This is a genomic window from Paenibacillus sp. FSL W7-1088 (genome assembly GCF_037969855.1).
Lineage (GTDB): Bacteria > Bacillota > Bacilli > Paenibacillales > Paenibacillaceae > Paenibacillus.
Genome location: NZ_CP150216.1, coordinates 2,385,987 through 2,398,654, shown reverse-complemented (window position 1 = coordinate 2,398,654; position 12,668 = coordinate 2,385,987). Strand labels below are relative to the sequence as shown.

Annotated in this window: 6 protein-coding genes; 1 reads left to right on the top strand and 5 read right to left on the bottom strand. The window is 46.5% G+C overall.

Annotated features, from left to right (window positions below; all coding sequences use genetic code 11):
* Positions 1-41: 41 nt before the first annotated feature.
* The 3 genes from MKY42_RS11055 to MKY42_RS11045 all read right to left on the bottom strand — a co-directional run bounded on the left by MKY42_RS11055 (position 42) and on the right by MKY42_RS11045 (position 3,655).
* Positions 42-1,646, bottom strand: a complete 1,605-nt coding sequence (locus MKY42_RS11055; RefSeq protein WP_339850968.1) for an extracellular solute-binding protein — start codon at positions 1,644-1,646, stop codon at positions 42-44.
* Positions 1,647-1,779: 133 nt separating this feature from the next.
* Positions 1,780-2,670 carry a carbohydrate ABC transporter permease gene (locus MKY42_RS11050; protein ID WP_339850965.1) on the bottom strand — a complete coding sequence of 297 codons (891 nt, stop codon included), beginning with the start codon at positions 2,668-2,670 and terminating at the stop codon, positions 1,780-1,782.
* A gap of 28 nt (positions 2,671-2,698) precedes the next feature.
* Positions 2,699-3,655 (bottom strand): ABC transporter permease subunit, encoded by a 957-nt coding sequence (locus tag MKY42_RS11045; RefSeq protein ID WP_076289390.1) that lies wholly within the window; start codon positions 3,653-3,655, stop codon positions 2,699-2,701.
* Positions 3,656-3,833: 178 nt separating this feature from the next.
* Here MKY42_RS11045 and MKY42_RS11040 point away from each other — a divergent pair, with 178 nt between their 5' ends.
* Positions 3,834-5,636 (top strand): sensor histidine kinase, encoded by a 1,803-nt coding sequence (locus MKY42_RS11040; RefSeq protein WP_339850962.1) that lies wholly within the window; start codon positions 3,834-3,836, stop codon positions 5,634-5,636.
* 67 nt (positions 5,637-5,703) lie between these two features.
* Here the strand turns inward: MKY42_RS11040 and MKY42_RS11035 are convergent, their stop codons facing one another.
* Both MKY42_RS11035 and MKY42_RS11030 read right to left on the bottom strand, forming a co-directional pair.
* A complete protein-coding gene (locus MKY42_RS11035; protein WP_339850959.1) occupies positions 5,704-7,824 on the bottom strand; it encodes an alpha-galactosidase in 2,121 nt (706 codons plus the stop codon).
* Positions 7,825-7,991: 167 nt separating this feature from the next.
* Entirely contained in the window at positions 7,992-12,560 is a 4,569-nt protein-coding gene (locus tag MKY42_RS11030; RefSeq protein WP_339850956.1) for an S-layer homology domain-containing protein, read from the bottom strand.
* Positions 12,561-12,668 lie beyond the last annotated feature (108 nt).

Genomic DNA, 12,668 nt, shown 5'->3' with positions numbered 1-12,668 from the left:
GACTAACCCGGGACGCTTCTTATTACCAAATTACACTTCAATTACTTGGAAGACCACAGTTCCATACGCTGAGCATATTTCTCGTTTATGATATCTTCCACATTCTCATCGCCAGCCTTCTTCATATCCTCCAGCATCTTGTCAAATACGGAGTTGGCTTCAGCTTCACTTGGAGCAATAATGGCTCTCGTAATGCTCTGATCCATAATATCCTTCACCTTCTGGGCCGTCAGTGCTTGAGGTGTTCCCCCATCCGGATTCAGGTTATCGTACTGTGCTGTATCCCATACGGAATCACCAAGACTCTTGAGGGCCAGTTCATCCACTTCACTACGTTGGAATTTGACTGCCATGTCATACGGCTGTCCATTTGGATCCAGACCATTTTTGACAAACCATAACCATTTACGAACGCCACTTTTCTTCACCGTATCATCCCAATTATCCTTGAAGCTTTGCAGGAATGCAGGGTCCGGTTGTCGCTTGCCATCCACCATGGTGTATTGTTCGCCTTCCTTACCCCACAGCAGCAAATGCTGTCCTTCATCACTCGCCAGATAATTAAACAGCTTTATCGTTTCTTCCGGGTGTTTGTTGTTTTTGGTAATGGCGATTGCATCCCATCCAAGCGAACTTCTTGGGCCAAATGTGGTTTGGGCCGGATCTACACCTGGAGCAACAACCTTGTAGGCGAACAACTGATTCTTTTCCCCGCCATCCTTCTTCAGTGCCGCATTGCCGTTACCTGGGTCCCAATATGCTCCTGGGGTAGCGAATACCGCGCCAGTCGTCAGCTTTTGAATCCATGTCTGCGTTTTGCTGATCGCAAATTCCTTTTCAATCAGACCTTCTCGATATAACCGATTCATATATAACAGCATTTCACGATATTTGGGGTCCTTGACATCATATTGCAGACGTCCGTTGTTGTCATAATACGTTTTCAAACCCCACATGCCTTTGAATGTTCCCAGATTCGCGCCCATGTTCTCCCCGTTCATCGTCATGGGAATGGACTCTTTGCCATCAATCGTATTGTATTTTTCTTTGAAATTTTTCAGGAGTGCTTCAAATTCGTCTGTGGTGAGGGGCTGTGAACCATCAGCTTTGTCTGGAAGAAACTCTTCCAGCAGATTTTGTCTCATGAGCATACCGAAGACAGGGTCACTGTCGAGTCCATACCAGTTTGCGAGATAGTAGTTCTTGCCGTCTGTATAACGTGTTTTGGTCAAGGTTTCGCCATACATTTCTTTCAGATCAGAACCATACTTTTCAATTAACTCATCTAGTGGAATGAATGCACCGCTTGAAATGTACTTATCAAGGGAAGCGTCTCCCCGACTCATGACCACCACATCCGGATAGTCACCACTGGCGAGCATCAAGCTCAGTTTTTCCGTTGGATTACCTGTTGGTTGTTGGATGGAGATCTCTATGCCCGTTTTTTTGGTGATTTCCTGGGCAATTGCATCGGTAAAAGGTTCTCCTTTGGTATTGCCATCAAACCAGGTCAGCGTAATTGGCCCTTGGTCCCCATCTTTACCCGATGTATTATTCTCCCCATCATTGGAGGAGCAGCCCGCCAGCAAACCAACGACTAATGCAGCCGCAATCCCCATGGTCATCCATTTTTTTGTCTTTGTCATTGACACCCTAATTCCTCCCAATGAATAAATTCCTTTCGTGCTAGATTGAGCATTTTCAAAACGATCTTTGCCCACCCCCTTTCAGGGAAAAGCCAGCGGACAAGCCTTCCCTGCAACCGGATTATGGAATAGATTAACTTTTCACCGCTCCCAAAGTCATGCCTTTGACAAAGTATTTTTGCAGGAACGGATACACCATAACGATCGGTAAGGTGGCTACCATGGTAGCAGCCATTCGAATGGTATCGCTAGAAACAGCATTCCGTTTAGCTGAGTTGGCCAGCATTTGCGATTGTGAAATCATGCCGCCTGTCTGAAATTGATTCAAGATTTTGACGAGCACGGCTTGTAGGGTCTTCAGGTCCGAGCTGTAGGTGAACGCATAGGAATCAAACCAGGCATTCCAATGCCCAATGGCTTGAAAAAGCCCCACTGTTGCAAGTACAGGTGTTGTCAACGGCATCACAATCCGGAAAAAAATCGTCAGATCGTTAGCCCCGTCAACCCTCGCCGATTCTTCAATCTCATGGGGCAGCTGCTCCATAAAGGTACGGACAATAATCATATAGAAGACATTCATCAAACTTGGCAAAATGAACACCGAAAATGTATCGATCATGTTCAGTGCCTTAAGCACCATGTAGAACGGAATGAGTCCACCACTGAAATACATGGTGAAGATAAAGTACAGGTTCCAGCCTTTGCGACCAATGAGATTCCGCCGACTTAGCGGATACGCAAGCATCGTAATGACGAGAACCGATAGCGGTGCGCCAATCAGCGTTCGTTTGACGGTTACCCACAGCCCGTTTAAAATCTCGCTATCTTTCAAAATCTGCTGATAGCTGTCCAATGTCAAGTCCCTGGGCCACAGATAAACGCCGCCCCGTACCGTATCCTCCGCGCTGTTCAATGAAAGAACGAGTATATTCCAAAACGGAAGAAATGTAACGAGTAATACGAGAATAAGAATGAAATACACAATAATTTTGAAAATACGATCCCCGAATCTGTTCAGAATCATTACAAGCGCTCCCCTCTGTCTTTTATAATTAGAACAACGCCTGGTCGTTCACTTTTCTGGAAATCCGGTTCACGATGAGGACAAGAATAAAGGCAACAACGGATTTGAACATCCCCACGGCAGCACCGTATGAGAACATGCTGTTCTGTAGTCCGTATTTGTAAGCATAAATATCGATAACTTCGGAGTATTCAAGCACGGTATTATTTTGCAGCAGGTATTGCTGTTCAAATCCTGCATTCAAAATGCCTCCGACCGCAAGAATAGCCAATATGACAATGGTAGGGCGCATGGATGGCAGCGTAATATGCCACATTTGCTTAAATCGGCTGGCTCCGTCCACCCTGGCCGCTTCGTAAAGCTCCGGATTAATGGAAGCGATTGCGGCGAGATACATAATGGCGCTGAACCCCATCTCTTTCCACATGTTCGACAATGCGATAATCCACCAGAATAAAGGCCCGTTCTGCAAAAATGCGACTGGTTCTTTAACGATGCCCAGCAGAACCAGAATATTGTTAAGCATTCCATCCGAAGCCAGCAGCGTAATCACAATGTTGGCTGCGATAACCCATGAGATAAAATGCGGCAGATAAGAAACCGTCTGTACAAAACGTTTGAAAAATCCCTGTCTCGCTTCATTCAGCACAAGCGCGAGGATGATCGGGGCAGGAAATCCGAAGAACAGCGTCAGCAAGCTTGTCGCAAGCGTGTTACGCATAACCCGATAGAAATCCCCTGTAGTAAAGAAATACTCAAACCATTGGAAACCTACAAATTCGGCATGGAAGAACTGGTAAAAGAACGATCCCCCACCCGGCTGATAATTCGTAAACGCCATATACAGTCCAAACATCGGACCATAGGAAAATAACAATGTGGCAATGAAGGCAGGAAGCATAAGCACGAATAACCATTTTTGCTCTTTTAGTCTGCTTATCAGATTATTGCTCCTGACTGTTTTGATAGCGCTTACCTTATGCATTAAATACCCTCCCTTTTTCTATACAGCAGCATGGCCGGCCATATCTGGATTCAACTTCTCTCCTATTTATCATAAATTTGACGCCAATCGCTTGCCATAGTCGAATTCTCCGAAAGATACCGCTTTTTAAAGATGTTTTTGTAAAAAGTGAGGATTGGATTTCCATATTCACTCTGCTATGATGAACTGTGCAACGAATAATCAGTCAAGAGAGGGCTCCCGAATGCGCCAATTCTATCGAAAATACATATACATGCCTTTTGTTAACCTGAGCTTTCGTTCCAAGCTATTTATGGTATTTGTACTCGTCACCATCATTCCGATGATGCTATTGGTTTATTTTTCCTATGAACTTACCAAAACGAAACTTACCGAGCAGATCTACATCAATATGACGAACTCAACAGCTCAGATCACCAAAAATCTGGAGAATAAACTGGACAGCTATGAACATATTTCCGCCTCCATTTATTTGGATAATCGCCTTGCCAATTACCTTACAAACGAGTATCAGGATGATCCATCTTATCTGGATGTCTATAATTATATTGGCAATCGAATTGATACGGTGATGGCTGCCTACCCTGATTTTGATAGCGCATTCATTTATTCGGACAATCCATCGCTGCCCAAAGACAATTATTATATCCGGCCAATTACACCCGAAGTTCAGAACACGGAACTGTTCCACAAATTGCAACAATCCTATGGGAACATTATTCATCTCTCATCGCCGCAGACCGAGAATGGTCCCGCCATGTTCACGCTTGCCCGGCTGCTGAACAACAATAGTAATCAGTATCCCTACGGCATGCTGGTCTTTCAAATTTCCGAGTCTGTCATCTATTCTCTTATGGAAAAAGAAGCAGGCGGTAAGGATATCTTTATCATCAATGACAAAGGTATTATTTTATCTTCAGCAGACAAGCAGTTAATCAACACAAGCTTGCCCAAATTGCTTCATCAGAATTTTGACGAAACGCCTTCAGGCAGATTTGATACAACGTACCAAGGCGTGAAAGCTCTGGCCGTTTATAATACGCTCAAAAACGGCTGGAAAACGGTATCCATCTTCCCTTACGACAGTATTATCAAAGATGCCAAATCTCTCTCTCAGCTTATTATCAAAATTTCACTGGGCTTCATCGGTGTGGCGCTGTTGCTCATTTATATTACCGCATCGCTGTTCAGCAAACGCATCAGGACGTTAATACGGATGATTCGACGCATTGAACGGGGGGATTTCAATCCTACCCATGAGGAACAAATGGGCAATGATGAGATAGGACAGCTTCACTTTGCATTCGAACAGATGACAACCCGGCTGAAAAGTCTGGTTACGGAGGTCTACCAGAAGGAGCTACAGAGCAAGGAAGCCGAGCTTGACCTGCTTCAAGCTCAGATCAATCCTCATTTTCTGTATAACACACTCGGCTCGATCTCCTCTCTGGCCGTAAAACATCAGGATCCCCAGATTCAGGATATGGTCCTTCATCTGGCCAAGTTTTATCGGATATCCCTGAATAAAGGAAAGAGCATCCTGACGATCAATGAGGAATTGAAACTGACGCAGAGCTATAATGCCATACAGCTTATTCGATTTAAAGGCAAGCTGAACATCATTTACACGATAGATCAATCGATCCTGCCCTACTCGACCGTGAAGCTTGCGTTACAACCTTTTGTGGAGAATGCAGTCATTCACGCTCTTTGGAATCAGGATCGGCCCCTAAATATTCATATCAAAGGCGTCATCGAGAACAACAGTATTATTTTATCTGTTATAGACGATGGAATGGGCATGCGGCGTGAGACGCTTCAGTCTTTGTTTGAAGAAAAAGAAGGACGAGGCTATGGCATTTCAAATGTGGATCGGAGAATTAAGCTGAAATTCGGTGAATATTACGGTGTTAAAGTGTATAGCAAACTAGGCATGGGAACCACGGTCCAAATTCGTCTGCCACAAAAAGAGATCCAATAAAAAAGGAGTGCAATGCAGCCACTATTGGCTTGCAAAGCACTCCTTTTAAACCATTCTACAGCATCCTTTATACCTGCTCACGGATACGATACACCAGGCTGTCGAAATCGCCGCGTAGAGGCAATTCCACCCCGATGTTCATCAGCGCACGGCCACTGACCGATAATCCCAGCTCTTCAATGAGATAGATCTTGTCAGCCTGAAGACCTGCCAAACGCAGTCTAGGCAACGGTTCACCCAGCTTCTGCGAGTGAAGAAAAGCGAACAGCACATGGTCACTTGCGGCAGTATTACTGTACTGGACAGCCGTAACCCCCTTATGACGAAGCGCAGTCAGGCGGAATTGTCTGCCGAATTGCACGAGGTGGCGAATGGCTTTGTACTGTCCGATGAATTCCCCGGACTGCTCGATCCATTCATCACTCCACTCGTTCAGATTGGAGCCAATACCAAGCGTACCCATCATTGCACTGTGGAAACGATACTTCAGGGAGACGTTTCGACCGTTCATTCCTGTAGGTGACTCGGTTACCCAACAGGTCATCATACGTGGTGCATACGTATAGGAGAAGCCTTCCTGAATGCTCAGACGGTCGAACGCATCCGTATTGTCACTCGGCCAGGATTGGTCCGCATAACGGAAGATGCCCAGATCAATCCGCGAGCCACCTCCTGCGCAAGTCTCAAACTCCACATCCGGGAACTTGGCTCTCAGCTGTGCCCATATATCATAGAGACTCTGGACATGCCTTACCCATACTTCTTTCTGGCGGTTAATCGGGTGCCCCTTCATACCAGGCTCCGTGATGGTCCGATTCATGTCCCATTTAATGAACTTAATCTCATGGTTGCCAAGCAGTTCGGTCATAAAATCGATAATGTATTGCTTAACCTCCGGCTTGGAAATATTCAGCAGCAGCTGATTGCGAAGCTCCGTACGTTCCCGGGTCTCAAAATGGTATACCCAGTCTGGATGTTCTCTATAAAGATCGCTATCCGGGTTGACCGACTCCGGCTCTACCCATATACCAAACTCCATCCCAAGTCCATGAACCCGGTCAATCAGTTCAACCAGCCCATTAGGGAACTTCTCCTTGTTCACGTTCCAGTCGCCCAACCCCGCTCGGTCGGAATGCCGCTGTCCAAACCAGCCGTCATCCACGACGAATAGCTCCACGCCCATCTTGGCTGCCCGCTCGGCAAGCGCCATTTGGTCCTGTGCGTTCACATCGAAGTAGGTTGCTTCCCAGGAGTTGTACAGCACTTTCCCGATTTCACTGCGAGGCAGTATGTAATTGTATTGATATTGATGCAAGCGGTGGCTCATTCCGCCAAAGCCTTCTGGGCTGAATCCGCCGACAAAGACAGGCGTCTCAAACGTTTCGCCCGCACCCAGCAACCATTCATTGTCAAAATCATTGATGCCACCTGTTACCCGCACATGCGTGAATGGGGTCTTCTCAGCGACAATCTTCCAGTTGCCGCTCCAGGCCAGAGCACCAAACCATACCCCGCCGCCGCTTTCTGTCGAAAGACCATCATCAATCGCAAACCATGGGTTAGCATGACCGTCCGTGAAACCTCTCCGCGATTCAAGTACCTTTTTTCCCTCTGTCAAAATGGTATTGCGCAGTTGGAATTCACCCGACCATTTCCCCGTAACATGTGTCAGGCGGTAATCCTGGAGATATGGCAAAGTCCAGGCTGCGGATTGCATGCTTTCCAGCACGATATCCTCCTGTCCCGTATTTACGATTTTGGCATAACGCTCCACCAGATCAAATTCAGGGATGACCCGATATATTAACTGCGTTTCAAGTGCATACACCTGATCCTTCAACGTGATCATCAACGTCTGTCTGCCATCCTGTTCAATGATCTCGTGACGGTCATACTTTACCTGGAGATCACGGACACCATCAGACATACGCAGCTTCAAAGATGGCTCTGTATAAGATGCTCCTCCCCAGAAGCTATACTCCTCCACCTCTCTTTCCACTTCCGCGTCAAAAGAGCTGTGGGATTGTAGATGGAGCAACGGAGCGCTGTCCTCGATGTCCACGGGGTTACCCCAATACAGATGCTGGAGGTGTTCCCTCTCATTAATTCCGAAAATGTAGGACGAATTTTGCGTCTGCATTGCAAATATACGTAGTTGTTCATTATATTGAATCGTCAAGTTTATCATCCTTTCGAGTTCCTGTTACCCTCGTGCTGTGTGTTGTGAACATACATATTATTGTAGGAAGCAGGTGTTAAATTAGCCATATCGCATTCTTACAATCCATAGGGGAAATCATCTGTCATCTCAAAGTTATGAAAATAAGGCTGCGATGCAATTCGCAGCCTTATAGCTTACTTCAAAATCAGGTTATAGATGACCTGAGCCGCCTCTGCACGGGAAGCTATCCCTTTAGGCAGGAACTGCCCTTGTTTTTGGCCTTGAACCAGTCCTAGTCGGGCTGCATCCTTCACCGAAACAGCTGCCCATGAAGAAACCTGAGCCATATCGGTAAACAAGATATCTGTAGAACCAACAGGCACTTTCCCATCATTCAGTTCGTATGCTTTCATCAGCATCACCGTAATTTCTTCACGGGTAATCTGTGCGTCCGGCTGGAAACGGGCTGCGCTTCCGCCGTTGACAATACCGGCTTGGGTCGCAATCGAGATGGGTTCCGCGTACCAGGCATCTGTCGCTACATCTGTAAATTGTACTTTCCCCGCTGCGGTCAGTCCCAGAGAATGAACGAGCATGGCAGTGAATTCAGCGCGAGTGACTGCCCGTCCTGGCTCAAATTGATCCGCGTTTGTGCCTTCGACATACAGCTTAGCTGCCAACTCCTTGATTACAGAGCTGGCCCAATGATTGGCCGGAACATCGGCAAACGTCCGATTCAATTCCAGAATGGCATACTTGCTGAAGTGGCTCACTTTAGTTGTTAATACGCCTTTCACGTAATGCGATTTGAGAAATTCCAATTTCCCATTTTCGTTAATATAATATATTCCTCCCTGTGAAGGGTCGAAGCCTTCAGCCGCTGCCAGACTTAGCGTAACTGGATGATCAAACACAGAGAGTGTTTCGGTTGCGCCAGATTTGGTTGTTGCCGAAAGGCTGAATTCAACGATTTCACCCTTAAGGGAAACCGTTGCCCGGGAAGATGACTCCACTGCAGCAACGACCTCCTTGGCCTTGCTGCCAAGTGGAACCATTTTCAAGGAAATCGTACTTTCTTCCTGCTGCCCCGCTGGTAGCTTGCTCAACAGCTGTTGGAACAAACTCGCAGGTATTTGCAGGGTTAGCTTGCCTGATTTCACTTCCAATGTATGGTTGCCGAGCTGGCGTAAAACAGCAGATGATAATTGTAGCTCCTGTGTACCCGCTTTGATATCCACTACGGCTTTCCCTGCCCCACTGTCCACTTTCAGCATATCGGCTGTAATGACCCGTTTTGCTGTATCGTTCTCCTGAGCAGTGCTGTTGCCGGAGTTTCCGCTAGTATTATTGGTATTGCCATTGTGGCCAGGGTTGCTTGGATTACCTGGGTTGCCTGGATTTCCTGGGTTGACTTGTTTTTCGGTCAATTTAACCAACTTCGATTCAGCCGGTCCAAGCGAGATGGACCATGAACCCGTGGCTGACGAAGATTCACCTGTCCACAAATCATGTAATGTATAGGATTTGGATTCATTCAATCCGGCACGACCCAAATGAATCGTTTTGTTCGCTGAACTATTGGCGTTGTAATTAAATACGGCAAGGTAATAATCATTGCCGTCTTTCAGAACAAACGTATCTGCGGCATTTGCATTCGTATTTCCTTCAAGCGGCTTGAATACTTTGCCTTTCAGCGCCACCTGAAGAACATCCGTATTATTGTACAATGCTGTCATGTATTCCTGTGCCTTGGGATCGTTCACATCATCGGAATCCATCATCACCGTACCGGCAATTACACCGGAATTCACCCGGCTGCGGGCTTCCTCCAGGGTTGAAGCACTGCTTAATGCCAAATGATCTGGGTCTGTATAAGAATAGATCGTTCCATTTTGCCAGAAACCATATGTCAATGAATTGAGCATGTACTCCGTCTCATTGATTTTGCCATAGGTGTCACAAGAGATCCGTCTGCTATGCGCATACTGACTTGGAAAGATCGGTGCAATGGACGCACTAATAAACATTTTTCCATCCAATCGCTCTTCAACATAACGCATCCCTTCATTGTAAGCCTGGATTCCTGTCGTCACCGTTGTATCATAATGCTGGCCTTCCAGTGAGCCATGGGTCAGGAAGTCGAGTTTGATGAATGTGAATCCAAGTGATTTAAACTTATCCAGAAAATAATTCATGCGCATTTGACTCCCCGGATGTGTCACATCCAGTGCATATGCTCCATCCAGTGTAGGCAGAGGTTTCCCCTCAGCATCCTTAAGCACAATATCACCATACGTATATTGCCCGTTGGTACCATCTACTTTTTGGCTCATATCGTTGCCCCAATACACAAATGGTCCCCAATAGATGCCTGCATGCTGACCATTGCCCTTAATTACAGATACAGCTTGGGCAAGCTCAGCATCACTTAGATTGTCCCAGTAGGAATCCATATTAATGAATACATTGCCGTTATTGTTGAACTTCTTAAGATTGTTCTTGAAATAATTGGACACATCCACTACGTTCTGATACGAAAGCCCGCTATCATAAGCTCCCCAGCTATTCCAACCTACTGGAACACCCTGTGGCAGCTCCGGATTCAACGCCAGCGGAGGAGTAATAATCGCATTGGCTTTTCCGTATTCCTCAAGTCCTGTACGGTAGTCACTGAAACCACCTACCATAATCAGCGGTGAGGACAGTTCAGTACCAGTCAGGCTGCCATGTGGCTGGGTATCGCGAGTAACGTCACTCGCTGCACCACCATACACAGCAAATTCATTCAGACGATTAGCTGAGCCTTTCCAGTCAATACCTGTCTTCCATGTGTCATGGGTTACTGAACCGATCACAAGACCGTTACGTGTTGAGTTATTGAATACCGTTGTCATTTCGTAACTGGTATCCGCCCGGTTCATCGTTTGAGATTTATAGCGAATCCATGCATCGTTATCAAAAGGCACCGTAAGCACGCGGTTATCCGAGCTGACGCCGATATCCACGCCACCCGCATTTTTCACGGTAATTGGGGACATGTAATTACTCTGGATCTCTGTATCACTGATGGCGTCCAAACGGTTGAGGAAATAAGACTTATCTTCATAAAACCGATAGACCTGCTTCAGGGTTGGTTTGCCAGTTGACGTATGAACAAAGTTCAACTCAATGCCTTTGCCGAATCCATCCTGAATCTCCAGCGGTGCTCCACCGCTCGCATGACTCTCATAACCTTTGGTTTCCAAAAGGCTCTCGCCAAGTTTAATGCTGCTGAAAATCCCCCGCATCTTCTGCCCTTCTGCCCAGCTATAGCCGACGAATCCAGTCTGGGTATTATAAGACACTTCGTATTGTCCATTCGATACCAGAAGACCATGAGTGTAATCAGTCACCGTGATATCCCCGTATTGTTGCGAGTCACCCGGTGTCCCCAGATCGTCATCTCCTTCACCTGGATTTTCGGGTTCTGTCTCTATCGCAGGCTCGACGATAATCCGGTCCAGATCGGGAGAATAGCCATTGTTGTCGGAAAAGGTAATCGTATTCTCGCCTTCAGTTAATGGGAGTGTAAGATCATACGTACCTACCGTATCCCAATCCGGGGTTTTGGGCAGGTCGTGGTACTGCTCTTCCCCACCATTTACATGGACATAGAAACTCCGCGGATCACCTGAAAAATAATCTACCTTAACGCGGTAATCACCTGTCATGGGGGCTATAATTTTATTGAACGTCAAAGAGCTCCCGCCATTCAGATAGCCGACCTTTTTGCCACCTGAAGCATTCGGACTCTCTGTTACACGTGCTTCACCAGTCAGCGTATTGCCCGGATCTTCGGCTTCATAGCTAAGCGTATACGGGATGACTTCAATTCGATCAAAATCGGGGGAGTACCAATCATGATCCGAGAACGTAATGGTATTAACTCCCTTATGGAGGGAAGCTTCCGCATCATATGTGCCTACTGTATTCCAGCTTGCCGTTTTGGGCAGATCAATCATCTCATCCGTGCCATTGTTCACCTGCATATAAACAGGACGCTGGTCACCGGAGATATAAGATATCCGGATCAAATATGTACCATCTGCCGGTACAGTAACATTCGTAAATTGCAGTGAACTGTTTTTGTTCAGATCCGTTACTTTTTTTCCACCTGAACTGATACTGCTGTCCACCACCTTGGCATTGCCTTTCAGAATATTGTCGGGTGCTTCTGCTTCAATGATTGCACCATGCAAATTTTTCTTCCAGTCTTCTCCGCCCCCTTCTCCCGGGTGGCCACTGTCCAAACCGCGGATCACAATATTGTCGATGTCAGGAGAATACCAGTTGTTGTCATCAATCAGGATGGTGTTGGTACCCGCGTTCAACGGAAGAGTCACATCATACGTTCCCACCGTATCCCAATCGACTGTCTTGGGCGGTTCTTCAAATTGCTTCTCCCCGCCATTCGCACTAATATTAAACGGCCGCGAATCACCTGAAATGTAGTAAACGGAAATCTTATAATTTCCTGTCTCACTTACAGTAACATTGTTAAATTGCAATGAACTGCCTTGGTACATGCCACCAACCTTTTTGCCGCCTGAAGCCGTCGGGCTATCAGAGATTTTCGCGTTGCCAAGCAAAATATTTCCCTCGGCCTCGGCTTCATAGGTATTCATATCATCGGCGTGAGCTGTTCGGACGAACTGGCCCCCGCCAACTACCAAGCAAAAAATGATTAAGCACACCAATCCTTTTTTCATCATCCGTCCCAACATAACATGCCTCCATTTTCTTTTGATTGAGTCAGGTCTCCATATGCCTATCCTGCGGTGGTTCACAGCCATTATCTGTAATCGCTTTCATAAAGAGCTGCTAAATCCCCT